At 66.9% G+C, this 23675-nt stretch carries 30 protein-coding genes and 1 pseudogene; 18 read left to right on the forward strand and 13 right to left on the reverse strand.

Annotation, left to right across the window (positions count from 1 at the left end):
- The first annotated feature begins 127 nt into the window (after positions 1-127).
- From RVU70_RS06415 to RVU70_RS06450, 8 genes are all read left to right on the forward strand, one after another.
- Entirely contained in the window at positions 128-547 is a 420-nt protein-coding gene (locus RVU70_RS06415; RefSeq protein WP_363350251.1) for a DUF2946 family protein, read from the forward strand.
- A gap of 169 nt (positions 548-716) precedes the next feature.
- Complete coding sequence (locus RVU70_RS06420; protein ID WP_363350252.1) at positions 717-1361, forward strand: MotA/TolQ/ExbB proton channel family protein; 645 nt, start codon at positions 717-719, stop codon at positions 1359-1361.
- Complete coding sequence (locus RVU70_RS06425; RefSeq protein WP_363350253.1) at positions 1362-1871, forward strand: biopolymer transporter ExbD; 510 nt, start codon at positions 1362-1364, stop codon at positions 1869-1871.
- Positions 1868-2581, forward strand: a complete 714-nt coding sequence (locus RVU70_RS06430; RefSeq protein ID WP_363350254.1) for an energy transducer TonB — start codon at positions 1868-1870, stop codon at positions 2579-2581. The genes RVU70_RS06425 and RVU70_RS06430 overlap by 4 nt, the downstream gene beginning before the upstream one ends.
- A gap of 57 nt (positions 2582-2638) precedes the next feature.
- The gene (locus tag RVU70_RS06435; protein WP_363350255.1) at positions 2639-3145 is read left to right on the forward strand and encodes an energy transducer TonB; all 507 of its coding nucleotides are present in this window, start codon (positions 2639-2641) and stop codon (positions 3143-3145) included.
- Between the two features lie 4 nt (positions 3146-3149).
- A complete protein-coding gene (locus RVU70_RS06440; protein ID WP_363350256.1) occupies positions 3150-3446 on the forward strand; it encodes a hypothetical protein in 297 nt (98 codons plus the stop codon).
- A 62-nt stretch (positions 3447-3508) separates the two neighbouring features.
- Positions 3509-4798, forward strand: coding sequence for a sialidase family protein (locus tag RVU70_RS06445; protein ID WP_363350257.1), 1290 nt, complete (start codon positions 3509-3511; stop codon positions 4796-4798).
- A complete protein-coding gene (locus tag RVU70_RS06450; protein WP_363350258.1) occupies positions 4795-5274 on the forward strand; it encodes a TlpA disulfide reductase family protein in 480 nt (159 codons plus the stop codon). The genes RVU70_RS06445 and RVU70_RS06450 overlap by 4 nt, the downstream gene beginning before the upstream one ends.
- 4 nt (positions 5275-5278) lie before the next feature.
- Here RVU70_RS06450 and RVU70_RS06455 read toward each other — a convergent pair whose 3' ends face one another.
- From RVU70_RS06455 to RVU70_RS06465, 3 genes are all read right to left on the reverse strand, one after another.
- Entirely contained in the window at positions 5279-5863 is a 585-nt protein-coding gene (locus tag RVU70_RS06455) for a cob(I)yrinic acid a,c-diamide adenosyltransferase (RefSeq protein ID WP_363350259.1), read from the reverse strand.
- A gap of 3 nt (positions 5864-5866) precedes the next feature.
- On the reverse strand, positions 5867-6055 hold the full coding sequence (locus tag RVU70_RS06460) for a twin transmembrane helix small protein (RefSeq protein ID WP_363350260.1): 189 nt from the start codon (positions 6053-6055) through the stop codon (positions 5867-5869).
- Positions 6056-6215: 160 nt separating this feature from the next.
- Positions 6216-8654 carry a TIGR02302 family protein gene (locus RVU70_RS06465; protein WP_363350262.1) on the reverse strand — a complete coding sequence of 813 codons (2439 nt, stop codon included), beginning with the start codon at positions 8652-8654 and terminating at the stop codon, positions 6216-6218.
- Between the two features lie 128 nt (positions 8655-8782).
- On the opposite strand from RVU70_RS06465, the gene RVU70_RS06470 reads away from it, so the two are divergent.
- Positions 8783-9289: a hypothetical protein gene (locus RVU70_RS06470; protein WP_363350263.1), complete on the forward strand. Its 507-nt coding sequence runs from the start codon at positions 8783-8785 to the stop codon at positions 9287-9289.
- On the opposite strand, the gene RVU70_RS06475 is transcribed toward RVU70_RS06470, so the two are convergent.
- Positions 9286-9510 (reverse strand): hypothetical protein, encoded by a 225-nt coding sequence (locus RVU70_RS06475; RefSeq protein WP_363350264.1) that lies wholly within the window; start codon positions 9508-9510, stop codon positions 9286-9288. The genes RVU70_RS06470 and RVU70_RS06475 overlap by 4 nt on opposite strands.
- Positions 9511-9648: 138 nt before the next feature.
- Between RVU70_RS06475 and RVU70_RS06480 the strand changes: the two genes are divergently transcribed.
- Both RVU70_RS06480 and RVU70_RS06485 read left to right on the forward strand, forming a co-directional pair.
- On the forward strand, positions 9649-9801 hold the full coding sequence (locus RVU70_RS06480) for a hypothetical protein (RefSeq protein ID WP_363350265.1): 153 nt from the start codon (positions 9649-9651) through the stop codon (positions 9799-9801).
- A gap of 96 nt (positions 9802-9897) precedes the next feature.
- Entirely contained in the window at positions 9898-10236 is a 339-nt protein-coding gene (locus RVU70_RS06485; protein WP_363350266.1) for a hypothetical protein, read from the forward strand.
- Between the two features lie 9 nt (positions 10237-10245).
- Here the strand turns inward: RVU70_RS06485 and RVU70_RS06490 are convergent, their stop codons facing one another.
- A complete protein-coding gene (locus RVU70_RS06490; RefSeq protein WP_363350267.1) occupies positions 10246-11571 on the reverse strand; it encodes a dihydroorotase in 1326 nt (441 codons plus the stop codon).
- Positions 11572-11668: 97 nt separating this feature from the next.
- Between RVU70_RS06490 and RVU70_RS06495 the strand changes: the two genes are divergently transcribed.
- Entirely contained in the window at positions 11669-12493 is an 825-nt protein-coding gene (locus tag RVU70_RS06495) for a folate-binding protein (RefSeq protein WP_363350268.1), read from the forward strand.
- On the opposite strand, the pseudogene RVU70_RS06500 reads toward RVU70_RS06495, so the two are convergent.
- The 4 genes and pseudogenes from RVU70_RS06500 to RVU70_RS06515 form a co-directional block, all read right to left on the reverse strand.
- A pseudogene (locus tag RVU70_RS06500) lies at positions 12490-13182 on the reverse strand (enoyl-CoA hydratase-related protein); the annotation flags it as partial. The gene RVU70_RS06495 and the pseudogene RVU70_RS06500 sit on opposite strands and share 4 nt — an antisense overlap.
- A gap of 36 nt (positions 13183-13218) precedes the next feature.
- Positions 13219-14271 carry a formyltransferase family protein gene (locus RVU70_RS06505; RefSeq protein ID WP_363350270.1) on the reverse strand — a complete coding sequence of 351 codons (1053 nt, stop codon included), beginning with the start codon at positions 14269-14271 and terminating at the stop codon, positions 13219-13221.
- A complete protein-coding gene (locus RVU70_RS06510) occupies positions 14268-15338 on the reverse strand; it encodes a GlxA family transcriptional regulator (protein WP_363350271.1) in 1071 nt (356 codons plus the stop codon). Before RVU70_RS06510 ends, RVU70_RS06505 begins: the two co-directional genes overlap by 4 nt.
- 149 nt (positions 15339-15487) lie before the next feature.
- Entirely contained in the window at positions 15488-15646 is a 159-nt protein-coding gene (locus tag RVU70_RS06515; RefSeq protein WP_363350272.1) for a hypothetical protein, read from the reverse strand.
- 215 nt (positions 15647-15861) lie between these two features.
- On the opposite strand from RVU70_RS06515, the gene mch reads away from it, so the two are divergent.
- The 5 genes from mch (at position 15862) to fae (RVU70_RS06540) (ending at position 20292) form a co-directional block, all read left to right on the forward strand.
- Positions 15862-16839 carry a methenyltetrahydromethanopterin cyclohydrolase gene (gene mch / locus RVU70_RS06520; protein WP_363350273.1) on the forward strand — a complete coding sequence of 326 codons (978 nt, stop codon included), beginning with the start codon at positions 15862-15864 and terminating at the stop codon, positions 16837-16839.
- 165 nt (positions 16840-17004) lie between these two features.
- Positions 17005-17949 carry a RimK family alpha-L-glutamate ligase gene (locus RVU70_RS06525; protein WP_363350274.1) on the forward strand — a complete coding sequence of 315 codons (945 nt, stop codon included), beginning with the start codon at positions 17005-17007 and terminating at the stop codon, positions 17947-17949.
- 41 nt (positions 17950-17990) lie between these two features.
- The gene (locus RVU70_RS06530) at positions 17991-18896 is read left to right on the forward strand and encodes a triphosphoribosyl-dephospho-CoA synthase (protein WP_363350275.1); all 906 of its coding nucleotides are present in this window, start codon (positions 17991-17993) and stop codon (positions 18894-18896) included.
- Between the two features lie 143 nt (positions 18897-19039).
- A complete protein-coding gene (gene fae / locus RVU70_RS06535) occupies positions 19040-19549 on the forward strand; it encodes a formaldehyde-activating enzyme (protein ID WP_341104053.1) in 510 nt (169 codons plus the stop codon).
- 170 nt (positions 19550-19719) lie between these two features.
- Positions 19720-20292: a formaldehyde-activating enzyme gene (gene fae, locus RVU70_RS06540; RefSeq protein ID WP_341104055.1), complete on the forward strand. Its 573-nt coding sequence runs from the start codon at positions 19720-19722 to the stop codon at positions 20290-20292.
- 49 nt (positions 20293-20341) lie between these two features.
- Here fae (RVU70_RS06540) and RVU70_RS06545 read toward each other — a convergent pair whose 3' ends face one another.
- A complete protein-coding gene (locus RVU70_RS06545) occupies positions 20342-21043 on the reverse strand; it encodes a HisA/HisF-related TIM barrel protein (protein ID WP_363350276.1) in 702 nt (233 codons plus the stop codon).
- Positions 21044-21065: 22 nt separating this feature from the next.
- Between RVU70_RS06545 and RVU70_RS06550 the strand changes: the two genes are divergently transcribed.
- Complete coding sequence (locus tag RVU70_RS06550; protein WP_363350277.1) at positions 21066-21686, forward strand: hypothetical protein; 621 nt, start codon at positions 21066-21068, stop codon at positions 21684-21686.
- 3 nt (positions 21687-21689) lie between these two features.
- Here RVU70_RS06550 and RVU70_RS06555 read toward each other — a convergent pair whose 3' ends face one another.
- From RVU70_RS06555 to RVU70_RS06565, 3 genes are read right to left on the reverse strand one after another with little or no spacing between them, the layout of a single operon-like run.
- A complete protein-coding gene (locus RVU70_RS06555; RefSeq protein WP_405044852.1) occupies positions 21690-22241 on the reverse strand; it encodes a PQQ-dependent catabolism-associated CXXCW motif protein in 552 nt (183 codons plus the stop codon).
- Complete coding sequence (locus RVU70_RS06560; RefSeq protein WP_405044853.1) at positions 22238-23143, reverse strand: substrate-binding domain-containing protein; 906 nt, start codon at positions 23141-23143, stop codon at positions 22238-22240. Before RVU70_RS06560 ends, RVU70_RS06555 begins: the two co-directional genes overlap by 4 nt.
- 25 nt (positions 23144-23168) lie before the next feature.
- Complete coding sequence (locus RVU70_RS06565; protein WP_363351253.1) at positions 23169-23636, reverse strand: c-type cytochrome, methanol metabolism-related; 468 nt, start codon at positions 23634-23636, stop codon at positions 23169-23171.
- Positions 23637-23675 lie beyond the last annotated feature (39 nt).

Raw genomic sequence — 23675 nt, forward strand, 5'->3', positions numbered from 1 at the left:
GTCCCCAAAATCGCGCGAACGCATTTCTGCGCGACTCGACATCGACCGCGAGACTTTGCCGTCGAATGACCACGGGTCCAAGCCGTCGCGCGTTGTCAAAGATTAAAAAATCAACTAAGAGACTTTTATGTCACAGTTGCGCCACATCAGCCGCAGGATACGCGCCGTCATCGCGGTCATCGCGGTGTGGGGGCTGATGTTCAGCGTCTCGGCGTCAGGCGCCGCAGCCGCGAACGCAACTGATTTAATCTTCAAAAACAACGCTGCGGCGCATGGCGGGCTTTTCGCCTGCTTCAAGCGTCACATGACGCAGCGCGCCGACTCGATTGGCGAAAAAGCGCGGCACGGGCAGGACTCGACGAAGCATCAGTGTCCCTGCTGCCTCGCGGCGCATTCCGCGGCGGCCGTGCTGCCGCACAGGCTGGCGACGCCCGTTGCGCCGAATCGCGCGCCGACGCGCATCCAGCTTCTCGCCGCGACGGCCTATGAGCCGGAGAGCGTCGCCTTTCATTCCGCACATGGCGCAAGGGCGCCGCCGCGAAGCTAATTTGGAATTTTTCCGATCGGCGGCCCGTAACGCTGGCCCAGCGGCTGCATGCGGTTAAAATGGCCGGTCAGAGGCGCCTTTCGCGTCTTGATCATAACTAAAAATCAAAAGAAGACGCCTGCTGTCGCAGGTTCGCGCGCGCGTCTCGATAGAAGAATGAGTGAGTTCTATGGATCATACCTCGCTTTCCCCGCTCGCCATGTTCCTCAACGCCGGCCCGGTGGGCAAGGTCGTCATGGCGTCGCTGCTCCTCGCCTCGATCTGGACCTGGGTTCTCATCATAGAAGCGACCGTCGCCGTTCTGCGCATCGGCAAGGCGGCCCGCGAGGCCCGCGCCGGTCGGCCGATCGGCGTGCTCGAGCCGGTTGCGGAGGCGGGCCGCGAGGCTTTCGCCCTCGACATTCCGGACGAGACCGTGGGCGACAAGCGCGAGCGCGTCGCCGAGAACATGAGCCGCGCGGCGCGCGAATTTCTCACCAAGGCGGAAGGCGGCCTGCCCAACCTCGCGGTCATCTCCTCCGTCGCGCCTTTCGTCGGCCTGTTTGGAACCGTCTGGGGCATCATGACGAGCTTCGCCGGCATCGCCCAGTCGCAGGACACGAGCCTTGCGGTGGTCGCGCCGGGCATCGCCGAGGCGCTCGCCGCCACCGCCTATGGCCTCGCGGCCGCCATTCCCGCGTCGGTCGGCTACAACCGCATCGGCGCGGCCTTCGCCCGCGCCGGCCAGCAGGTCGCCCATTACATCGAGGACGAGGCGCTGCGCATGACGAGCGCCGGCGCGGCCCGCGCCCGCCAGCAGAAGGAGGCCGCATAAATGGGGCTTCCGACGCGCTTCAAAAACAATAACGACCTCTACCAGCCGCTCGCCGACATCAACGTCACGCCGCTCGTCGACGTGATGCTGGTGCTGCTCATCATCTTCATGGTGACGGCGCCGCTGCTTGCAAAAGGCGTAAAGGTCAATCTGCCGCAAGCCAGCGCGGCGCAGCCGATCAACCAGAAGGACCCGATCGTCGTCACCGTCGGCAAGGACGGCAAGGTCTCGCTCGGCGCCGATCCGGTTTCCGAGGACGCGCTCATCGACGGCATCAACGCCATGATGGGCGACGACCGCACCCGCGTCGTGCATGTGCGCGGCGACACCGAGGCGGTCTACGGCGAGGTCGTCGCCGTGATGGACAAGCTCGCGACGCATGGCATCACCCACATTGCGATCATGACCAATTCGCGCAGCAAGACCGGTCCGGCCGTGAGCAAGGCCGCCGCGCCCGCGGCTCCGGCTCAAGCTCCGGCTCCGGCTCCAGCGGGAGGGGCGGCGAAATGACCGATCTCGCGCTTTCGCCCGGGGTCGCCGGCCAGCGGGATCAAGAGCCGGCGGGTCCCCCGCCGGTCAACCCGCCCTGGCTGCGCCCGGTCGCGACCACCGCCATTGTCGCCGCGCATCTCGCCGTTTTCGCCGCCTTCCTGTTCGCGCCCGCGCCAAAGTCGATCTCGCTCGACTCCCTCACCATGGACCTGGTGCAGGAAGGCGATTTCATCGAGCAGGAGGAAGTGAGCGCAGCGGAGGACACGCCGCCGCCGGTCGCCGTCGAGCAGCCTGAAATTGCGCTTCCGCCGCCGGTTGTGATGGCCCCGGACGCCATCCCGCTCGCCATGAAGAAAGAGGATGTCGAAAAGGTCGAGCGCAAGCGGGAGGAGCAGAAGCAGGTCGAGCGCGCCGAGCAGCGGCGCGAGGCGCAGGCGCGCAGGCGCGCAGGCGCGCCGGAAGCCGGCGGCGGCTCGGGGGCCTCGCAGGCGTCCTGCCTCGCCCATGTGGCGGCTTCTCTGCGTCAGCACACGCCGGGCTCGACGAGCCTCGGCGCCGGCTCCGCCCATGTGACCTTCCACGTCAATGCGGGCGGCGGCATTTCGGGCGTCTCGGCCTCCGGCTCCACGCCCGCTCACGCGGCGCTGGCGCGGCGCATCGTCGCCTCGTCGCGCGGGCCCGGAAACTGCGGCTCTGCTTACGTAAGCCAGGCTTTCGCCTTTCACTGACGCTTGGACGGCGGGTTAATTGGACCCGCCGCCTCTATTTTGCGGAAAGCGACAAACATGAACGCCCTTCCCCGCTGGCGCGTCGCGCTTCTTTGCGCGCTCGCCTTTGGCGGCGTCGCGCGCGCCGAACCCCCCAAGCCGGCGGTCCCCGCCCCTGCTTCGCCGGCGGCCGCGCCCGCGCCTTCGCTTGCGCCGAAACCTGCCGCCGCCCCTGCCCCGGCCTCTCCGGCGGCGCAGCAACCCCCGCCGGCGGCCCCGGCCGCCGCGTCCGGCCAGAAGCCGGCGCCGCAAGCCGCCGCCCCCGGCGGCATGTCGGAGAGCAAATATCTGAGCCTGCTCTACGCCGAGATCGCAAAACACACGCCCGAGGAAAATACGGCCGGCCCGGGCGAAGTTGTGGCGAGCTTCATCATCGGCCCCTCGGGCAGGATCACCAAAGTGACGATCGACAAGACGTCGAGCCCGACCCATGCCGACGTCGTCAAGAAGATTTTGTCCGAGGTCGTGACGCCGCCGCCGCCGGGGGGTTCCCTGGACGTCGGGCAGACGTTCAAATTCCGGTGATCGGATGAGACCGTCCGCGGCCCTTCTCCTGCTCTCTTTCGCGGCGACGCCAGCGTGCGGCTTCGAATGGGACGACGGCCGCGGCGCCTTTCCCTTCCGTCCGGCGACAACGCGCCGCTATGAGGCGGCGCCCGATCGCGACGCGACCGTGCGCGCGCGCCGCAGCGCCCAACGCGACGGGCTTTATGTGATCTCCTCGACGCGCCCGGCGCCTCCATTGATTTTGCGCTCGACTGTCTCGGGACTGCGCGCGCAGCCGGCGCGCCGCCCGGAAGCGATCGAGACCCTCGAGTTCCACTAGGCGACAAACCGCCAAAAGGTCAGAAGCGCTTGAAAGCGTCGAAGCATCGAGAGACGAACACAATGACTCTAAGCCATTATCCCTCCCGTCGCGCCGGCGTCTTCGCCGCGTTTTTGCTTCTCGTTCCCGCAACCGGTCTGGCCGAAGAGGCGGCGGCGCCGTCCGCGCCGGCTGCTCCCCCGCCCGCGCCCGCCGCCGCGAGCCATCACGCCGCGCCCGCCTGCAGCGAGGCCAAGCCGGCCTGCGCGATGACGGTTAATCCCGCCTTCGACAAGAAGGGGACGCTCTGGGTCGCCTTTGCGGTGGGGAGGTCCGTCTATGTCGCGAGTTCCCCCGACGGCGGCAAAAACTTCTCGGCGCCGGCGACCGTGGCGACGATCGGCGACGGCGTCATCGACTCACATGGCGACGCGCGGCCCAAGGTCGTCCCGCTCGCCGACGGAACCCTCCTCGCAAGCTATACCACGCGGCCCGACAAGCAGATGATCGGCACGATCTTCACCGCACGCTCGACTGACGGCGGCAAGAGCTTTTCTCCGCCGCAGCCGATGCTGACCGAAGGCGGCCAGCGTTTCGAGACCTTCGTCGTGACGCCCAAGGGCCGCGTCTATGCGGGCTGGCTCGACAAGACGAACCTTCTCAAAGCCAAGGCCGAGGGCAAGGAGTTCGAAGGCAGCGGCGTCGCCTTCGCCTGGTCCGACGACAAGGGGCAGACCTTCGCGGGCAAGAAAATCCTGCTCGACCATGCCTGCGAATGCTGCCGCATGTCCTCGGCGGTCGACCGCGACGGCCTGCCGGTCTTCCTCTGGCGGCAGGTGTTCGACGGCAATATCCGCGACCATTACGCGGCGAAACTCTCGGCCGACGGCGCGACGCTGTCCGGCGGGCGCGTCAGCGACGACGAATGGGCGATCAACTCCTGCCCGCATCACGGGCCGAGCCTCGCGATCGACGCCAATGGCGTCTGGCATGTCGTCTGGTTCACCAAGGGCAAGAAGCGGCAGGGGCTCTTTTTCGCGTCGAGCGCCGACGGCGGGAAGAGCTTTTCCGCGCCGGAGAAATTCGGCGACGACGCCAAGGCGCCGGGACACCCGGCGGTCATCGCCGCCAAGGGTCGGCTCTATCGCGTCTGGAAGGAGTTCGACGGAACGACGACGACGATTCCGATGCAGATGTCGCGCGACGGGGGCAAGAGCTGGAGCGCGCCCAAAGTCGTCGCCGAGACCGCCGACGCTTCGGACCATCCCGAACTCATCGCCGACAGGAAGACCGCCTATCTCTCCTGGGCGACGCATAAGGAAGGCTATCGACTGCTGCCGCTTCCGCGCGACGAAAAGAGCGCCGCGAAATGAGGCGATTTATTTTTGTCGCCTTGTGGGTCGCCGTCGCGTTCGTGGGACCGGCGTCGGCGCTCGACTTCAAGCCCTATGGCCGCGGCGCTTTCGCACAGATCGTCAAGGCCCATGGAGGGCGGCCGTTGGTGATCCACTTCTGGTCGGTGACCTGCCCGCCCTGCATCGCCGAACTCCCGCAATGGGCGAAGATGCTCGAGGCGCAAAAGGGCGTCGACATCATCTTTGTGAATACGGACGGCGAGGACGATCGCCCCCGCGCCGAAGCCCGCCTCGAAAAGGCCGGGCTCGGCAAGGCCGCGCATTACGGTTTCGCCGACGACTTCGTCGAGAAGCTTTATTTCGAGGCCGACAGAAGCTGGCGCGGCGAATTGCCCTTCACCGCGCTCGTCGCGCCCGATGGGCAGGTGACGACCGTCACCGGCGCCGTAGACGATCCGCTCGTCGTCAATTGGCTGGGAAAGGCCGGCAGGTGACGCCTCACCGCGTCGCGCCGGGCTTCCACAGCACGTCGCCCGTCTCGCGGTTCACATGGCGCGAGGCGACGAAGAGGAAGTCGGAGAGACGATTTACATAGGCGAGCGCCGTTGTGGACAGGTCCTCGCCTTCCGTCTCCATCAGCGTCACCATCACGCGTTCGGCGCGGCGGCAGATGGTGCGCGCCAGGTGCAGATGCGCCGCCGCCGCCGTCCCGCCGGGCAGCACGAAGGACCGTAAGGGCGCGAGACCGGCGTTGAGCGCGTCGATCTCCTTCTCCAGCCGCTCGACCTGCGAGGGCAGGATCACGAGCCGCATGGCGGGATCGAGCGGCTTCTCTGGATCGTGCGGCGTCGCGAGTTCGGCGCCGAGGTCGAAAAGATCGTTCTGGATGCGCTCCAGCATCTGGTCGAGGGACGCGTCGCGCGGTTCGATCGCGAGGCGCGCCACGCCGATCGCCGCATTGGTCTCGTCGATCGCGCCATAGGCCTCGACGCGAATGTCGTCCTTGCGCCGGCGCGCCCCGGTTGCGAGCGAGGTCGCCCCTTTGTCGCCGCCGCGCGTGTAGATTCTGTCGAGCTTGACCACGGATCAGCGTCCCCGGAACCAGAGAACCGTCAGCGCGATCGCGAGCGCCAGGAACTGCAGGCCGACGCGCCAGCGCATGAGCATCTGGGAGCGTTGCGGCGCGCCCTCGCCGCCGCGGAACATGTTGAAAAAGCCCGCGAGCAGCACGACAAACACCGCCGACGCCGCGATGAACACCAGAAGATTGGACATTCCGCCCCCTTGGGAAGCCGGTTCCAGCGCAAGGCCGGGCTCCCCTCTGTTGTTTCCCGCCTGTTCCGCGCCCGGAGGTTCAATCCTGAAAAAATGCGCCTTGTGGCTGTGCGGGTCCTTGCTCAGCAAGTAGACAAGCGCCCGCGCGAGAGCAAGGCCGTTATCGCGTCAGCAGCCTTTGCAGATAGTCGAGCTCCTCGGCCGGGCGTTCGGGCTGGCCGAGGCGGCGGCGCAGCTCCTCCTGCACGCGATGGGCGCGCTGCGCCGGCGGCAGGCCGAGCGGATCATATTTGCCGCGCGTGCTGGCCTGTCCGCCCGAGGAGCGGCCGAGCGGATCGCGTCCCTTCCCGTGACGCGCGCGGCGGCTCTTGCCCTGCCCCTGCTGGCCGTCGTCGCCGGCTTCGCCTTCCTGACCGCCCTGCATCTGCTGGGCGAGCTTGCCCGCCCCCTTGCGCAGCGAGTCGACCGCGCGGCCCTGCGCCTCCACCGCCTTGCCGCGGCCCTCGCCGCCCGGGCCGAGCGCCTGCTCCGCCTCCTTCATCGCCTTGCGGGCGTCGTCGAGGTCTTCGCCCGCCTCGCCGGCGTCGTCTTTCAGCGCGTCCTGCTGGCGTTCGAGCTTCTGGCGCAGGGCCTCCTGCCGCTGGCGTTCGGCGCCGGCCTCGGCGCCTCCCTGCTTCGGCTCGCCGCCGCGCGCCGCCCTCTGGTCCTCCAACGGGGATTTGAGACCCTGGAAGGTGTCGTCGCGCAGCTGCTGCTCCTCGCGCGACAATTGGTCGAGTTCGCTCAAGCTGCGCTGCATCTCGCGCTGGCGCGCCTTGCGCGCGGCGCTCGCGGCGCTGCTCGTCTCGCCGGTCTGGGCGTTCTCCATGATGTCCTGCAGATCGTCGAGCAGCTTCTGCGCCTGCGCCATGTCGCCGGATTTCGCCGCTTGCTCGATTTCGTCGAGCATCGACTGGAGATCGTCGGCCGTGACGCTATCGGGGTCGTCGGCGCTCGCCTCGGGCGTCTCGCCGGATCGGGGCCGGGCGCCGACCTGCTCGAGGAATTTCTCGAGAGCCGCACGCAACTCCTCAGTGCGCTTGGCGATTTCCTCCTCGCTGTCGCCGCGCGCCATAGCCTCGCGCAGCGCCTGCTCCGCCGCGCGCAGATCGCGTTCAGCCTCGGAGGCGCCGCCGTCTTCGAGATGGAGCGCCATGGCCCAGAGCATGTCGGCGACGCCGCGCAGCTCGTCGTCGGTGCGACGCCCCTCGAGGCTGCGGCGCGCCGCGCGCAGGCCGAGATGGACGTTGGAAGGCGTCTCGAAGGCCTCCGGCGCAAGAGCGAGCGCCTCCAGCGCGGCGCGGACGGTGGCGCGCGCGTCCGGATCGAGCGCGAGGATGCGCCGCTGCTCGACGAGGGCCTTGGCCAGCGGCTTGGTGAAGCGCCGCTGCGGCAAGATGATCTCGACGGGCTCGGAGGCGCCCTCGTTGCCGGCCGCGTCTTTGGCGACGAGGCGCATGGTCGCGACCGCGCCGGCATAGGGGCTGTCGGCGAGATCGAGTGTCGCGCGGCCGTCGCCAAGCCCGCCGGCGCCAGCCGGCAGATCGAGGGGCAGGCGAGGCGGCTCGTAGAGCGCGCGGCCCGTTCCCTTCCGGCTGAAGACCGCCTCGGCGCTGACGACGCCGTAGTCGTCCTCCAGGCGATAGGCGAGGGTGAGGGTCCCGCGCGCATTGTTGCGCGGATGTCCGTCGAGGGCGATCTGCGGCGGGAGGTCGGGGATGGCTTCGACGTCGAAACGGCGGCCGTCCGGCAGATCGACGCGCGCCGGGCCGGCGAGCCGATAGGCCCGCTCCGGGGCGCCCTGGCTCTCGGCGGGCGCGAGCGCGCCGCTGACGTCGACGCCAGCGTCCGCCGGCCGCAGGCGCAGCGTCGAATTCACCGGCGCCGTGACGGTGCCGCTCTCCTGCGAGAGCACGATCGGCGGGCGGCCCGTATAGGCCGGGGGCTCGAACCAGGCGTCGATGCGCTGCGCCGAGGCGAGCCGATGCGGCGCGCGCCAGTCGAAAGCCGAAGCCAACCGCGCTCCCTTCTCCTCGCCCGCGACGAAGGCCGCCGCCACCGCGGCGACGAGCGCGAAGGCCCGCAGCGCGTAAGGGTCGCGCTCGGGCAGCCGCGGGCGCGGGGCGAGGACCGGCGTTTCGGCGAGCGCCGACTCGAGACGCTTGCGATGCAGCGCCCAAAGCGCGGCCGTCGCGGGATCGGCGGCTCCGCCCGCGAGCGTGTCGTCGAGCGAGGCGGCGGGTTTGAGCGGTCCGATCGCCGCCGAGTCGAGACGGGCGGCGGCGGCGCGGCGGCGCGGGTAGCCGCGGCCGATCTCGTGCGCGATCACGAACAGCGCGGCAAAGCTAAAGAGCGCGACCCCCGCCATGCGCGCCTCGACCGGGGCCGCGCGCCACAGGCCGAGCCAGGCGAGCGTCAGAAAGAACAGCGCCAGCGTCGCCAGGGCGGCCCCAAGCCGCAACAGCCGCTCGGCGAGGATGGCGCGCGCGGATTTGCGCAGCGCCTGGTCGAGCGCCGTGGGCTTTGGCGCGGGCTTCTTGCTTTCGGGAGAATCGTCCATTCGCGCTCCGGCGAGACGGGTGTCCGTCCTGGTACGGTTTTTCTTGATTATACAGGCGAAAACGCGGGCGCGAAGCAGCAAATCTCTGTCTGTTCGCCTTTTGCGGGGCGGGGCGCTTAAATGCCCCCATGACCCGCGCCCGCAAAACGTCGCCCGACGTCGTCTCCGACCCTTCCGCCGACCTTTCCGCGCTGCCGGCGCCGGTCCAGGCCATCCGCAACAAGATCCTCGCCGCTTTGGAGAAAAACGACGTGGAGGCGTTGCGCGTCCCGATCGACTGGAATGAGGTGCGCCCGCTTTTCGCCAAGAGCGGCAGCTTTCCGGCGGGAACCGATCCGATCGAGATTTTGAAAAAGCTCTCCTTCGACGGCAAGGGACGCGAGACGATGGATCTCGCCCGCGCCATTCTGGCGCAACCATTCGTGCGGATGACGCGCGGACCGGTCACGCTCTACGAGTGGCCGGCTTTCGCCCGGCGGCCGGCGCCGCCGACGAACCCGGACGACTCGCCCGCCCGGTGGGCCTGCGTGCGCTTTGGCGATCTGGCGCGCAGCAACGCGGCGGGCAAGCCCCATCCGACGCGGATCGGAATCGCGTCGGACGGCGTGTGGCATTACTTCTGGAGCGAGGATTAAATTTCGCGCGACTGCTCGTGCGGCTTGGCGTGCGAGCGGCCCTCTTCCTCGGCGCGCTTCAGCGCCTCGGCTTCTTCCGTCTCCAGCGCGTGTTCGGCGTCTTTCGCGGCGGGCTCGACCTTGCCGCTTTCGACGAATTTTCGTTGGGCGTCGTTATATTGCTTGGCGGCGGTCCGATTGCCTTCGCCTTCGTTGCGCGCCGCTTCGTTCGGATTGTTCATCTCGCCTCTCCTTGAAGGGGAGCCATGGCATTTAGCGCGCGTGCAGCCGAAAGCGATTCCGGTTTCGGCGAAGATTGACGCGGAAAGATTCTCGCGTATCGGGGAGGGACAGCCGACGCCCAACGCCCAAGGAGCGGCTTGGCGGCCGGCCTGCTCGGCGGACTGGCGCTCGGCATGATCGCCGGGGCGGCGGCCTACCCGGGCGACGGCTATTGGGGCTATGGCGGCCACCCATCCTATGGCTATTATGGCGCGGCCTATCCCGCCTATGGCTATCGCTGCGGCTGCTAGCGGCTGAGCGCCCGCTGGCGTAGGATCGCCTCAAGGGGCGAAAACGAGATGCAACCGCGCTCGACGCGCTTGCGTCAGCAGGAGTTCAGCCGCGCAATGAGACGTCTCAGCGTTTGTCTTTTCCTTCTCGCCTCGCCGGCCTTCGCCGGATCGGTCGCGTCGCCGAACTGGAACGTCCCCAATAAGGACGTGGTGTTGCGTTGCGCGCCGCTGCCTTACGAGATTCACTGTTCGATCTCGCGCCTGGCCAATCCCGAATACAGCTCCTTTTGCTTTTACGTCGCCAGCGACCGACGCTCTTACCCGATGAAACGCGACTATCGCTTCGGCTTCTCGAATCCGATTGTCACTCTTAAGGTGACGAACGGCCTGCAAATAAGCGCCGATCTGACGGAGCTCAAATCCGGCGCCCATGCGCGCTGCGTGGAGTCGTAAGGAAGCCTCTTACAAGGCCGCCTGAAAGCGCACCGGCCGTCCGGTCGAAGGCGTGACGAGTTCGCCCTCCCACATCACTTTGGCGCCGCGCACGATCGTGCCCACCGGCCAGCCGGCGACCGTCACGCCATGGAAGGGCGTCCAGCCGACGCGCGACGCCACCCATTCGTTGCGGATGGTCTCGCGGCGTTTCATATCGACGATGGTGAGATCGGCGTCATAGCCTTTGGCGACGCGCCCCTTCCCCGCCATGCCGAAGAGTCGCAACGGCCCCGCGCTTGTCAGATCGACGAAACGCGCCAGCGTCAGCCGGCCTTCGTTCACCGCGTTGAGCAGCAGCGGCACGAGGGTTTGCACGCCGGTCATGCCGGAGGGGCTTTTTGGATAGGGCTGCGCCTTCTCCTCGAGCGTATGCGGCGCATGGTCGGAGCCGATGACGTCGACGACGCCCTGCCGCAAGCCCTCCCACAGCGCGTCGCGATGGCGCGCTTCGCGCACGGGCGGATTCATCTGCGCGAGCGTGCCGATGCGGCCATAGGCTTCGGCGTCGAGCACGAGATGGTTGGGCGTGACTTCGACGCTCGCCAGATCCTTGTGCGCGGCGAGCAGCTCGATCTCTTCTGCAGTCGTGACATGCAGCACATGGATGAGCGCGCGCTTCTCTTGCGCAATGGCCAGCAGCCGCCGCGTCGATCGCAGCGCCGTCTCGACGTCGCGCCACACCGGATGGCTCGCCGGATCGCCGTCGACGCGCAGGCTCTTGCGTTCGTTGAGCCGCTCCTCGTCCTCGCTGTGAAAGGCGACGCGCCGTCGCGTATGCGACAGCACCTCGGCGATCCCCGCGTCGTCCGCGATCAGCAGCGAGCCGGTAGAGGAGCCCATGAAAACCTTGACGCCCGCGGCCCCCGGCAAGCGCTCCAGCTCGGCAAGATCCTTGGCGTTCTGATGCGTGCCGCCGACCCAGAAGGCGAAGTCGCAATGCATGCGGCCCGTCCCGCGCGCGACCTTGTCGGCAAGCTGCGTAGCGTCGGCGGTGAGCGGGTTGGTGTTCGGCATTTCGAAGACCGCCGTCACGCCGCCCATGACGGCGCTGCGCGACCCCGATTCGAGATCTTCCTTGTGGGAAAGGCCCGGCTCGCGAAAATGCACCTGGGTGTCGACGACTCCAGGCAGGATATGCAGGCCCGTGCAGTCGATCCGCTCGGCCGCCGCGGCGCGGGACAGGTCGCCGATTTCGGCGATCTTGCCGTGGCGTACGCCAAGGTCGCGCCGTCCCTCGCCGTCCTGGTTGACGAGAGTGCCGCCGGAGAGGATGACGTCGAAACTCTGCTGCATGAATGGCGCCCCGCTTGCAAGTTTGCGATCAAGATAAGCACAAGTCGGCGGCGCGCCAAGCATGCGCGCGATATCGCAATCAACGGAAAAGACGATAATGACGACGGCAATTCCGCTGGCGGACCGCGGCGTGATCGAGGTTTCCGGCGAAGACGCGGCGAAGTTCCTGCATAATCTCGTGACGAACGACGTCGCGGGCTTGACGCCGGGAGACGCGCGCTTCGCCGCTCTGCTCACGCCGCAGGGGAAAATTCTGTTCGATTTTGTCGTCTTCGCGCTCGGCGACGGACGCTTTCTGCTCGATTGTCCGCTTTCGCTCGCGGGAGATCTCGAGAAGCGGCTCAACCTGTACAAGCTCCGCGCCAAGATCGCGATCGCCAACCGCAGCGACAGTCTCGAAGCCGTCGCCTTTCCGGACGCGACCGAGGCTCCGGCGGTCGAAATGCTGGCGCTGGCGCCCGAGCCGCGGTCGGCGGCGCTGGGCTGGCGCGGGATCGCCGAGAGCGGCCGGATCGCCGCTTCCGGCGCCCCCGAGGATTACGAAGCGCGCCGCATCCGCGCCGGGGTTCCCAAGGGCGGCGTCGACTTCGCCTATAGCGACGCTTTTCCGCATGAAGCCGACATGGACCTTTACGCCGGCCTCGACTTCAAGAAGGGCTGCTATGTCGGACAGGAGGTCGTCTCGCGCATGAAGCACCGCAATCTGGTGCGAAAGCGCGTCACGCCCTATCGCGCCGCCGGCGGCGCGCCGGCGCCGGGCGAACCCATCCGCGCCGGCGAAATCGAGATTGGGATCACCGGCTCGGCCGTCGGCGAGGAGGGCCTCGCCCTGATCCGCCTCGACCGCCTCGCCGACGCCAGGGAAAAAGGCGACGCGCCAATGGCCGGCGGCGTCGCCCTCGACTTCGTCGAGCGCAGCTAGACCGCGGCGATCGCGCGCGGCGCGGGCTTCGCCTTAGCCGGGCGGGCGCGGCCCTTGAAGACGAAGTTCTCGCGCGCCCGATGATAGGCCGGATCGGGTCCGAAGAAATTCGCCTTCATGCGGGCAAGCTCCTCCGCCCGATAGGCGGCGAGCGGCTTGGCGCGCTCGTCGCGCACGCGTTTTTCGTGCTTGTCGCGCAGCAGGCTCCAGAAATCCGCGCGCCGCGCCGTTTCGACGGCCTGCGCCGTCACGCCCCGCACAAAGGCCTCCGCGTCGCCGGCGACGACCTCGTCGACGAAGCCGATGGAGAGGGCTTCGCGGGTCCCCATGGGACGGCAGGCCTGCGCCAATTCCTGCGCATGCGCCGAGCCGACCCGCCTCGGCAGCACATAGGTCCAATACTCCGAACCATAAAGCCCGCCCATGCTCCGATAATGCGGATTGAGCACGACGCTCTCGCGCGCCACGACGCGATCCGCGGCCAGAGCGAGCATCGCCCCGCCGGCGCCGGCGTTGCCCGTCATCGCCGCGATGACGATATGAGACATGGTGTTGAGGATTTCACAGACGAGATCGTCGATTGCATTGATATTTCGCCACGATTCGAGCGCCGGATCGGGGGCCGCCTCGATGATGTTGAGATGGATGCCATTCGAGAAGAAGTCCCTGCCGCCATGCAGCACGATGACGCGAGTCGGGCGGCTGCGGGCGAAAAGGAAGGCGTCTCACAGGCGATAGCACTGCTGCGTGCTCATCGCGCCATTGTAGAAGTCGAAGTGGATATGGCCGACGCCGTCCCGCTCGACATAGCGGATTTCGCGATAGCTGCGATAATCGATCTCGGCCACGACCGGCAGCACCGACTCTGGAACGCCGAAGAGCAGCGGCCCGAGTATTTGCGCCGCCGGCAGCTTGACGCCGGAGACCGGGCAGAAGTCCGGTTCGCAATAGGCGCAACCCCCCTCCTGAGTGAAGTGGCCACAGTCGGGACCCGGGGCGCCGCTTTTGAGCTTCAAATGGCTGATCCAGACCGCGCCGTCGACCGTCGCGCGGCAGATGGCGCCGTCGCGCCTGGCGATGACGGCGCCGGGCGCGCCCTTCAGCCGGTCCTCGCCATGCGCCCCATAAAGGAAAACCTGCAGGCCGAAAAGTTCGTCCAAAACGCCCGGCGCGCTGTCGGCCGCGCGCATCTTGCGGAGAACCGTCTCCGTTCGGTCCCGCGACCAGTCGATCGCGCGGTCCCGCTGCGTCATCGCCGGGCGCAGGCGCCCCCGCGCCTCGGGCCGCGCATAGTCGAGCGGGAGAGGCCGGAACCGGCCGGATTCGAATTTCTCCACCGCCTCCAGCACGCCGCGCACCGCCGCCTCCGTGACGGCGTTGCGGTAGAGGCTGCCCTTGGCGTCGGCGACGGGCGGCAATTGAAACTCATGGCTTGCCCAGATCGGTCCAGCGTCCATCTCGGCGGCGGCCTGCAGGACCGTGACGCCCCAGCGTTCAGCGCCCTCCATGATGGCCCAGTCGAGCGAGGACGGCCCGCGATCGCCCATGATTCCCGGATGCACAATGAGGCAGACGCGACGCCGCCAGATCGCCTCCGGCACGGCGGCCTTGAGCATTGGCGCGACGATCAAATCAGGATTGTCGCGCGCGACCGCGTCGACCATCGCTCTCTCGCTATCGGCGATGGCGACTGAAATGGCGTGACCCCGCTCGGTCAATTCGATCAGCAGTCGCTGGCTCAGGCTATTGTGCGCAGTGGTCAAAAACAAAATTTTCATGTCGACCCCCAGTGATCGAAGAAACTGGATTGAAAACGGTCGCGATATTCGAGCGGCCCCACGTCGAGATGGCGTTTGAAGGCGCGGCGCAGGCGATCCACGGTCGCGAAGCCGCAGGCCTGCGCAATCGCCTGTAAGGGAAGGCTGGTTTGTTCGAGCCGGCACCGCGCCGCCTCGACGCGGGCGCGCTCGACGAAGCGCGCGGGGGTCACGCCGGTTTCCGACAGGAAGCGGCGCGCGAAGTTGCGCGGACTCATCGCGGCCTGATCCGCCAGCCGTTCGACGGAGAGGTCGAGATGGCAATTGGCGAGAACCCAGGCCTTGAGCTCGGCGATGTCCCGGCATCCGGCGTTGGGGTCCTCCAAGAAAGGACTGAATTGCGCCTGGCCGCCGGGACGGCGCAAAAACACGACCATCAGGCCCGCGACCTGGCGGGGGACCTCGCGGCCGAGGTCCTCCTCGATGAGCGACAGCGCGAGATCAATCCCGGCGGTAATGCCCCCCGAGGTGTAGACCCCGCCGTCGCGCACGAAGATGCGATTGGGATCGACGCAGAGCTTCGGATAGGCGCGCGCGAGCTCGTCGCAGTAAAGCCAGTGCGTGGTGACCCTGCGATTGTTGAGCAGACCGGCGCTGGCGAGAAGGAAAGCGCCGGTGCAGATCGAGGCCAGCCGGCGCGTGCGCGCCGCCACGCGCTTGATCCAGTCGATGAGTTCGACGTCGGCGCTCGCCGCCATCGCCCCCTCGCCGCCAACGACGACGAGCGTATCGAGCCCCTCGACGATGTCGGCGCATCCGAGCGGCGCAGCGATCTGCAGGCCGCATTTCGCTGTGACCATGCCTTTGGCCGCGGCGATCACGACAATCTGGTAACCGGGTTCGTTCTCCCGTCCCCTGAGGCAGAGGACCCGGTCGGCGTAATAGAATGCGTCGAGCGGGCCGCAAAGATCGAGAATTTCAAAGTCGCCGTAGATCAGAAACCCGATCTTGCGGACGCGCCTTAATTGATCCGGACGTCTTTCGCGGGAAAGCAGATCTGGGTCAAATGGAGATTTGGCAATCGACATCGCGCGATCTTCTCGCCTGCGGCAAATACGCGCAATGACAAAAAGACGGTAGTTTCTGCCAAGAAATGGCGGCCCGCTTTACGCAAGCGAGCGCGTGAGAGCCAAAATAATACGTTCGGCCCGATAGATAGCAGTCGGATTGGATGCGTTCAGCGATGCAAGACGTCCAGCGCCAAATCGAGCGCGCGCACGACCCCGACGTTGGCGAAGACGATCGCCGCGACCGCGGCGACGACGACGACGAGATCCCACGAAGACACACGCTTCTGCGCCGCGGCCGACGCGCGGTCCATAAACTGATTGTCCATAATCGCCCCCCACTGCGACCCGCAACGGCGCTAAAGGCTCGACATGACGGCTATGTGACGAAGGTTAATACCGTCTATAACGCTGTAAGAGCCGCTTTCGTTTCGTTGCGAAGCTCGATAAGTTCCGCCCGCGCCAGCGGGTTGTTTTCGCAAAGACTAGTTCGGCGAAGGCAATGCCGGTAGAGCCAATGGCCAATACGAGGGAAGGACCACAAGTGAGCGCAAGCGAAAACACAGGCCGCGCGACGGCCAGCGTGAACACTCTCGCAGGCGAGATCGTCGACCGGCTCGTCGCCGGCGCCGAGAAATATCGCGTCGCCGTCTCGCGCGGCAGCCTCGGGGAACTGCTCATCGACGCCGGCGCCAAGGCCGCGGGCGGGATCGACGCCGGGCTGCTGCTCACCGAAATCTGCATGGGCGGGCTCGGCAAGGTCACGCTTTCGCCGGCGCCCGGCGCGTCCAAATGGCCGTTCTGGCTCACGGTCTCCAGCAACGATCCCGTCGTCGCCTGCCTCGCCAGCCAATACGCGGGCTGGAGCCTGCAGCATGAGAAATTCTTCGCGCTGGGCTCGGGGCCCGGCCGCGCTCAGGCGCGAGTCGAGAAGCTCTTCGAGGAACTGTCCTACAAGGACCGCGCCAACCGCGTGACCATCGTGCTCGAGAGCGGCTCGCCGCCGCCCAAGGAAGTGGTCGAGAAAGTCGCGTCGAAGTCCGACGTCTCGCCCGACAAGGTCGCTTTCGTCTATGCGCCGACGCAGTCGCTCGCGGGCAGCGTGCAGGTCGTCGGCCGCGTGCTGGAAGTCGCGCTGCACAAGGCGCATGAACTGCATTTCCCGCTCGAGAACATCGTCGACGGAATCGCTACGGCGCCGCTGTCGCCCCCGCATCCGGATTTCGTCCAGGCCATGGGGCGGACAAATGACGCGATCATTTACGCCGGCCGCGCCCATCTCTTCGTGAAAGGACCGGCGGCGGCGGCGAAGGAACTCGCCGAAAAGCTGCCGAGCAGCAATTCGCGCGACTATGGCCAGCCTTTCGCCGAGATCTTCAAAGCCTATAAGGGCGACTTCTACAAGATCGACGGCAGCCTGTTCTCGCCGGCGGAAGCGCTGGTCACGGCGGTCGAGACCGGCGAGACCTTCCGCGCCGGCAAGATCGACGAGGCGCTGCTCGACAAGTCGTTCGGCGGATAGCGCGCACACGGTGTATCCGCGCCTATCCGAGTCATGGCCGGGCTTGACCCGGCCATCCTTCGCGCCGATCCGGAATGTCATGGTTAAAGGTGGCGGCCCCGCGCATCTTTGGCGCCGTTTAGTCGCCGGGGGCGCAGTACGTAGACAGCCGGGACAGGCCCGCCGATGACGACCTCTGTCTCGGCCATGACGCCGCGCGTCGCGATTTTCACCGACAAGCTCGACTGGCATGTCGAGCATACCGTCGCGGCCTTCCGCGCGCTGGGCGCGACGCCGGTCGCCGTGCGGCTCGCCGCCTGCCGCATCGACACGACGCGCCCCAACGGCCTCGCGATTCCCGGCTTTCACGCCCTGCCCGACCTCGCCGTGGTGCGCGCCATTGGCGACGGCTCGCTCGAGGCCATCACCATGCGGCTCGGCGCGCTGCATGCGCTCGAGGCGTTGGGCGTCCCGCTCGTCAATGGCCCCCGCGCCATCGAGCGCTGCACCGACAAAAGCATGGCGAGCTTCCTGTTGGCTCGGGCCGGCGTCCCCGCGCCCGAGACTTTTGCGATGCAATCCTTGGCGCAGGCGCGCGCCCTCGCCCGACGCGAATGCGCGCGAGGGCCGCTGGTGATGAAGCCGCTCTTTGGCGCGCAGGGCTGGGGGCTTCGTCTCATCGAGACCGAACGCGACGTCCCATCGCTTGAAGAGGCGCGCGGCGTCTTTTATCTTCAGCGCTTCGTCGGTCCGGCGCGACCGCCCTATGAGGACATGCGCATCCTCGTCTCGCGCGGCGAGATCGTCGCCGCCATGAAGCGGCGCTCGAGCCACTGGATCACCAATGTGCGGCAGGGCGCGCGGCCAATCGCGGTTACGCCGACTCCCATCGAGCGCGACATGGCGCTTGCAGCCGCCGGGGCGATGGGAACGATTATGGCCGGCGTCGATCTCATCGCGGACGCCGACGGAAAGCCCATGGTCCTGGAGGTCAACAGCATGCCCGGCTGGAGCGGCCTGCAACGGATCACGCCGTTCTCGATCGCCGAAAGGCTGGCTGCGGACGCGCTCGCTTTCGTCCCGGGCGCCCGCGTTCCTCCTCCCAACACCGCGGGAACAGGGTTACGTTGAGACGCGACATCTTGCACGCCTCCAGACATCGAGACGAAGGTTTGACCGCTCCTTCCGCCCCTCGTCCCGACCCGCTCTCCGCCGCCAAGGAGAGCGAGACGAGGATTTCATCGGCCTTCATCGCCGCCTGCGAGGCCGAGCTCGCCGCGCCCAAGCCGGGCAATGTCCATCATTTCGCGCCCGGCCATGGAATGGCCGCGCAGGATTTCGTCCTGAGCGCCCGCGCCGCCGCGCCGTTCATCGCCGCCGCGGAGGCAAGCGTCGGCGCGCGCATCCTGGGCGCGGTCGAGGCGACCTGGGCGGCCGTCGGCCAGAACACCAATCTCGGAATCGTCCTGCTCTGCGCGCCGCTGGCGCAGGCGGCGCTGACGGCGACCAGCGACGATCTCGCAGGCGAAACCGCCCGCGTCCTCGCCGCGCTCGACGTCGCCGACGCCGACGCGGCCTTCCGCGCCATTCGGCGCGCCAATCCCGCCGGTCTCGGCGAAGCAGAGGCGCATGACGTCTCGGGCCCGGCGGAAACCACCCTGCTCGAGGCGATGCGCGCCGCCGCGCCGCGCGACCGCATCGCCTATCAATACGCCCACGACTTCGTCGACATTTTCGAGACCGGCTTCGCCGCCCTCGCCCGCGCCCGCGTCCGCGGCCATGACGCGCCGCGTGCGACGCTCGAGGTCTATATGGCCTTTTTGGCCGCCTTTCCCGATAGCCATATCGTCCGCAAATACGGGGTCGCGGCGGCCTGCGCGGTTTGCGCGGAGGCGGCGCAAAGAGCTTTGGCGATCGAAGCCGCCGGGCGGGGGGAAGCCTTTGAGCTTGCCCTCGAATTCGACCGCGAGCTGAAGGAAAAGCGTGTCAATCCAGGCACAAGCGCAGACATGACTGTCGCTGTTCTTTTTGCAGATTCTCTTCGGTCCATCTTGGCAAGCGCGCGCAAAAATGGTTGAGTCCGCGCCGCGCGGGGCATTCTCGCGGCTATCTGGCCAACCGGTCGGGCAAAATCCTAAAGAGCCCGACGCCGAAAACGAAGGATAGGAGCGCTGCGGCGCATGACGCGCGGCGCTTGGGGGAACCTGGAAAGGAAACGCACATGGCTTTGATCAACAAGATGCTGGTCGGCGAGTCGCTCGTCGGCGAGGGCAACGAAGTCGCTCACATCGACCTCATCATGGGTCCGCGCGGTTCGGCCGCTGAGCTCGCCTTCGCCAACGCGCTCGTCAACAACAAGGACGGCTTCACGACGCTTCTCGCGGTCGTCGCGCCGAACCTGCTCTGCAAGCCGAACACGATTCTCTTCAACAAGGTCACCATCAAGGGCGCCAAGCAGGCCGTCCAGATGTTCGGCCCGGCGCAGCACGGCGTCGCCAAGGCGGTCGCCGACTCGGTCGCCGAGGGCGTGATCCCGGTTTCGGAAGCCGACGACCTGTTCATCTCGGTCGGCGTGTTCATCCATTGGGACGCCAACGACGACAAGAAGATTCAGGACTACAACTATCAGGCCACGAAGGAAGCCATCGCCCGCGCCGTCCGCGGCGAGCCGAAGGCCTCGGAAGTCGTCGCCAAGCGCAACGAAGCCAAGCACCCCTTCGCCCCGAATTGATTTCGGGCGTTATCGCCTCGTTTGCAAAATCGGGGAGCCGTTGCGGCTCCCCGTTCAGCCGTACGGGACGCATCGCCAGAACTCGGGCGTCCGCATAAACAGGTGGGCTCCGCGCGTGCGCTAACAAAAAACGCCGCTGGACGCGAACAGCACCGGGAGGGATGGAAAAAATGGCTTCTTTCTTCGAGAAGATTCTTGGCGCGCTGTTTCCTAAGCCGTCGAGCGGTTTCGGCGGCTCCTCGAGCGCCAAGACGGGAGTGGGCGAGTCGCTCGTCGGCGACGGCAACGAAGTCGCTCACATCGACCTGATCATGGGTCCGCGCGGCTCCGCCGCCGAGAAGGCCTTCGCCAACGGCCTCGTCAACAACAAGGACGGCTTCACGACGCTCCTCGCGGTCATCGCGCCGAATCTGCTCGTCAAGCCGTACACCATGATGTTCAACAAGGTGACCATCAAGAACGCCAAGCAGGCTGTCCAGATGTTCGGCCCTGCGCAGCACGGCGTCGCCAAGGCCGTCGCCGATTCGGTCGCCGAGGGCGTGATCCCGCTCGAAAAGGCCGAAGACCTCTTCATCTGCGTCGGCGTCTTCATCCACTGGGACGCGAACGACGACCAGAAGATCCAGGACTTCAACTATCAGGCCACGAAGGAAGCCATCGCCCGCGCGATGAAGGGCGACCCCAAGGCCCAGCGCGTCGTCCAGGAGCGCGTCACCGCGAAGCATCCTTTCGCCGCCAACTGATCGGCGGAGAAGGCGCAGCGACAATAGGGGAGCCCGTGCGGCTCCCCTTTTATTTTGCGCCGAGCGTCGCGAGATCGTCAGGCGTCAGCCGCCGCTCGTGCAGCGCGGTGGCGACGAGCGCGCCCGCAGCGCCGGCGTCCCGCAGCGCCATGAGATCGTCGAGGCCGCGGACGCCGCCGGCGGCGTAGATCCGCCGCCCTGGCGCGCGCCGCGCAATCTCGCGCAGACGCGTGAGGTCCGGACCCTGCCCGGCGCCGACGCGCGCCAAGGTCATGACGATGACGCGATCCGGCCAGAGCGTCGTGTCGGAGAGCAGGCGAGGATCGCCAAGGAACCCCGCGTCCGAAAAATCCAGCGACAGGATCACGCGCGATCGATCTATTGCCTGCGCGGCCTCATCGACGCTTTCCAGACTCTCGCTGCCGAGCACGATGTCCTTATTGGCGACCATCGCCTCCAGGTCCGCCGGCGCGTCACCCCGACATCCCGCGTCGAGCCACAGGCGCGCCGGGGCGATCGTCTCGGCGATGACCGCCGTCATCTCCCCGTTTGCGCCGCGCCTTTCGATCGCGTCGAGGTCTGCGATATAGAGCGCGCCAAAAGGATAAAGCGACATAAGCCCGCGCGCGACGTCTCGCGGGTCGCTGGTTTTCGACCACGGCGTTTCCAGCGGCTGGTAATCGGCGCGACGTCCCGCGACCGCGCGTACGGCGACGCCGTTGCGAATATCGATGACGGGGATGATCTGCATGAGGCATTATAGAAGGATGCTCATGCTGAAAAAACTCACCATGCGTTTGGCGGCGCTCATTCTCGCCGCCAGTCTCTCGGCCCCGTGGGCTGACGCGCAGACCTCGCAGGGCGACTGGCCCTGCAAGCAGGTGCGCGTGCCGGAGATTGCGCTCGGCGGCGTCTGGACTGGCCCGTCGCTCGACAAGGAGCGGCGGGAATGGCTCAGCGATCCGGCTGTCGCCGACCTCGTCGGACGCATCGCGCCGCGCCGTACGCCGCTCGAAGAGGCCGAGAAAGCCATCGCGGATTTCGCGAAGAACGCCGGCGGCGATCGCAAGGCGCGCCTGACGCTTCTCTTCGCCGGGCTTTATGATCGGATGAACGACGAACGGCGGGACGTCGTGACCGGCCTCGACCGCTTCGGCCGCCGTCTGAAGGACATGGCCGAAAAGACGCGTGAAGAGACGCAGGCCTTCTACGATTTGCAGAACAGGAAGCCGCCTGACCCCGAAGCCGTCAAGAAGGCCGCCGAGGCGCTGCAATGGCGGGTGCGCCTCTTCGAGGAGCAGCGCAAAATGGGAGCGTATGTCTGCGAAAGTCCGGCGTTGATCGAGCAGCGGTTCGGCGCGCTGGCGCGGGCCATTATGGCGGCGATGGAGTAGCGGCTACTCGCGGGGTTCGGGCTTCGCCTCTTCCAGCGGATGTTTCGCCGCCGCCCAGCCATCGGTTCCCTCCGGATACCAAAGGACGTGCGTATAGCCGAGCTTTAACGCGCGCTTGGCGGCGTTCCAGGACATCCAGCAATTCGCGAGGCAATAGAACACGAGCGGCCGAGATGTGTCGCCGCCGGACGCCTTGGCGAGCCCCTTTATCAAATAGCGCTCGGTGGTCTCGGAGAGCGCGCCATAGCCGGTGTCGGGGAGCCAGACGCTGCCGGGGACATCGAAGCGCGGCTGCTCGCGCCAGACGACGTTTTTCGGAAGTCCCTCTGGTTTCGGCGCATGCGGCAGGGCGTCGATGAAAGCCGCGGTCTTGGCGCGCCACAGGTCGAAGGCTGTCGCCGTATCGATAACGGCGGCGCCCTTGAGCGTCGCGGGCGCGGGCGCGCGATAATTCTCCATCCGGTAGCCTTCCGGCTCGCTCGGAGGCGATGCGCTCTCGGCGCGCGCCGAGGCGGCGAAGGCGATCGTCGCGAGGGCGACGAGCGCGTGGATCACGGCGTCGTCCGGATCGGCTGGCCCGCTTCATCGATCGTGGGGACGCCGTAGTCGGCAAGGATTTTGTCGATATCCGCCTTGTTCTGCGCGAGCAACGTATTGAGCTCGCGCTTCCAGTTCTGGTCGGAATGGCGCACGCCAAAGGCGATGCGGAAAGCCATGCGCGTCCCCGGAGTCTCGGCGAGCGGCGTTACAGTGAGCTTGGCGCCGGATTTCTTGGCGTAATAGCCGGCGATCGGCCCCCACAGCAGCGCGACGTCGATGTCGCCTTTTTCGAGGTCGCGGATCATTTGCGCGGTCGAGGACTCGACGCGGGTGTCGACCATCAGCGCATAGGGCTTGACGAGCCCGATCATCCCATTCTTGGCGAGAATATTTCCAGGCGGCGTATTGGCGATGAGGCCGATGCGCCCCTTCTTGTCCTTGAGGCGCGGATCGTCGAGGTTCTCGACGCCGTCGAGATCGGAGCCCGCGCGCGTCACGATCGCGTAAGTGGTGCGGTAATAGGGGTTGGTCGGCTGCACGAGGTCATTGCCCTGCGGCATGCCGAGGATCACGTCGCAAAGATGCGCGTTGAGCGTATTGCGCACGAAGCCCGTCGCGCCCGGATAGAAGGTGTAAGCGAGCTCTTTGTGAAGCTTTTGCGCCAGCAGTTCGGCGAGCTTGTTTTCGAACCCTTCGCCCTTTTCGTTGGAAAAGGGCAGATTATTGGGGTCGGCGCAGACGCGCAGGACTTTGGGATCGATCAGTTCGATTCCGCCGGCGCTGTCCGCGCCCTTGGCGCCGAAATCCGGACCCATATGCTGCGCGAAGCCGGACGCCGCCGCGAAGAGAAGGGCGGCGGCGCCGGCTGAAGACAAGAGCGCGGCGGCGCCGCGCCTCTGTTTCGGGGAGACGATCATGCGATCGGCCTCTTTTGACGCGCGCTTACTTGGCGCTCATGCACTCGGCTTCGGCCTTGGCGAAGGCCTCGGGACGGGCTTCCTTCTTCTCCGGGCGGCCGGCCTGGATGGCGCCGGTCGAGAGCGCGCGGAGATAGACATAGAGGTCGTCGATGTAGCAGACGGCGTTCTTGTTGTCGGCGAAGGCCGGCATGACGCTGTTGCCGTTCTGACGGCCGCCGATCACGATGCCGGCGAATTCCGCATAATTGAAGCGCTTCACCGAATCCTTCAGCGCAGGGGCGTAGGTCGAGCCGCCGCCGTTCGGGCCGTGGCAGACGTGGCATTCGGCGTGATAACGGCGATAGCCGGAGAAGGTGTACCAGTCCACCGTGCCGTCGGCCGCGACATTATAGGTGGGATCGCCCTTCGCGTCGAAATATTTGCCGTCGGTCGATTTGACGGCCTTGGGGTCTCCGGGCGCCTCGGCCATGGCGGAGGTCCCCACACTCATCATGACGCCCAGGGCCAGCGCCCCGAAAAGCGACGATCT

The sequence above is a fragment of the Methylocystis echinoides genome (genome assembly GCF_040687965.1).
In the GTDB taxonomy this organism is placed as follows: domain Bacteria; phylum Pseudomonadota; class Alphaproteobacteria; order Rhizobiales; family Beijerinckiaceae; genus Methylocystis; species Methylocystis echinoides_A.

What these genes read in the sequence shown, in the direction of transcription:
- RVU70_RS06440 (WP_363350256.1), top strand. Translation starts at nt 3,150, where the DNA reads ATGAGACCGTCCGCGGCCCTTCTCCTGCTCTCTTTCGCGGCGACGCCA.
- RVU70_RS06420 (WP_363350252.1), top strand. Translation starts at nt 717, where the DNA reads ATGGATCATACCTCGCTTTCCCCGCTCGCCATGTTCCTCAACGCCGGC.
- RVU70_RS06525 (WP_363350274.1), top strand. Translation starts at nt 17,005, where the DNA reads ATGACGACCTCTGTCTCGGCCATGACGCCGCGCGTCGCGATTTTCACC.
- fae (WP_341104053.1), top strand. Translation starts at nt 19,040, where the DNA reads ATGGCTTTGATCAACAAGATGCTGGTCGGCGAGTCGCTCGTCGGCGAG.
- fae (WP_341104055.1), top strand. Translation starts at nt 19,720, where the DNA reads ATGGCTTCTTTCTTCGAGAAGATTCTTGGCGCGCTGTTTCCTAAGCCG.
- RVU70_RS06510 (WP_363350271.1), bottom strand. Translation starts at nt 15,338, where the DNA reads ATGTCGATTGCCAAATCTCCATTTGACCCAGATCTGCTTTCCCGCGAA.
- RVU70_RS06445 (WP_363350257.1), top strand. Translation starts at nt 3,509, where the DNA reads ATGACTCTAAGCCATTATCCCTCCCGTCGCGCCGGCGTCTTCGCCGCG.
- RVU70_RS06545 (WP_363350276.1), bottom strand. Translation starts at nt 21,043, where the DNA reads ATGCAGATCATCCCCGTCATCGATATTCGCAACGGCGTCGCCGTACGC.
- RVU70_RS06415 (WP_363350251.1), top strand. Translation starts at nt 128, where the DNA reads ATGTCACAGTTGCGCCACATCAGCCGCAGGATACGCGCCGTCATCGCG.
- RVU70_RS06450 (WP_363350258.1), top strand. Translation starts at nt 4,795, where the DNA reads ATGAGGCGATTTATTTTTGTCGCCTTGTGGGTCGCCGTCGCGTTCGTG.
- RVU70_RS06550 (WP_363350277.1), top strand. Translation starts at nt 21,066, where the DNA reads ATGCTGAAAAAACTCACCATGCGTTTGGCGGCGCTCATTCTCGCCGCC.
- RVU70_RS06465 (WP_363350262.1), bottom strand. Translation starts at nt 8,654, where the DNA reads ATGGACGATTCTCCCGAAAGCAAGAAGCCCGCGCCAAAGCCCACGGCG.
- RVU70_RS06430 (WP_363350254.1), top strand. Translation starts at nt 1,868, where the DNA reads ATGACCGATCTCGCGCTTTCGCCCGGGGTCGCCGGCCAGCGGGATCAA.
- RVU70_RS06505 (WP_363350270.1), bottom strand. Translation starts at nt 14,271, where the DNA reads ATGAAAATTTTGTTTTTGACCACTGCGCACAATAGCCTGAGCCAGCGA.
- RVU70_RS06560 (WP_405044853.1), bottom strand. Translation starts at nt 23,143, where the DNA reads ATGATCGTCTCCCCGAAACAGAGGCGCGGCGCCGCCGCGCTCTTGTCT.
- RVU70_RS06470 (WP_363350263.1), top strand. Translation starts at nt 8,783, where the DNA reads ATGACCCGCGCCCGCAAAACGTCGCCCGACGTCGTCTCCGACCCTTCC.
- RVU70_RS06495 (WP_363350268.1), top strand. Translation starts at nt 11,669, where the DNA reads ATGACGACGGCAATTCCGCTGGCGGACCGCGGCGTGATCGAGGTTTCC.
- RVU70_RS06425 (WP_363350253.1), top strand. Translation starts at nt 1,362, where the DNA reads ATGGGGCTTCCGACGCGCTTCAAAAACAATAACGACCTCTACCAGCCG.
- RVU70_RS06475 (WP_363350264.1), bottom strand. Translation starts at nt 9,510, where the DNA reads ATGAACAATCCGAACGAAGCGGCGCGCAACGAAGGCGAAGGCAATCGG.
- RVU70_RS06485 (WP_363350266.1), top strand. Translation starts at nt 9,898, where the DNA reads ATGAGACGTCTCAGCGTTTGTCTTTTCCTTCTCGCCTCGCCGGCCTTC.
- RVU70_RS06460 (WP_363350260.1), bottom strand. Translation starts at nt 6,055, where the DNA reads ATGTCCAATCTTCTGGTGTTCATCGCGGCGTCGGCGGTGTTTGTCGTG.
- RVU70_RS06565 (WP_363351253.1), bottom strand. Translation starts at nt 23,636, where the DNA reads ATGAGTGTGGGGACCTCCGCCATGGCCGAGGCGCCCGGAGACCCCAAG.
- RVU70_RS06515 (WP_363350272.1), bottom strand. Translation starts at nt 15,646, where the DNA reads ATGGACAATCAGTTTATGGACCGCGCGTCGGCCGCGGCGCAGAAGCGT.
- RVU70_RS06490 (WP_363350267.1), bottom strand. Translation starts at nt 11,571, where the DNA reads ATGCAGCAGAGTTTCGACGTCATCCTCTCCGGCGGCACTCTCGTCAAC.
- RVU70_RS06435 (WP_363350255.1), top strand. Translation starts at nt 2,639, where the DNA reads ATGAACGCCCTTCCCCGCTGGCGCGTCGCGCTTCTTTGCGCGCTCGCC.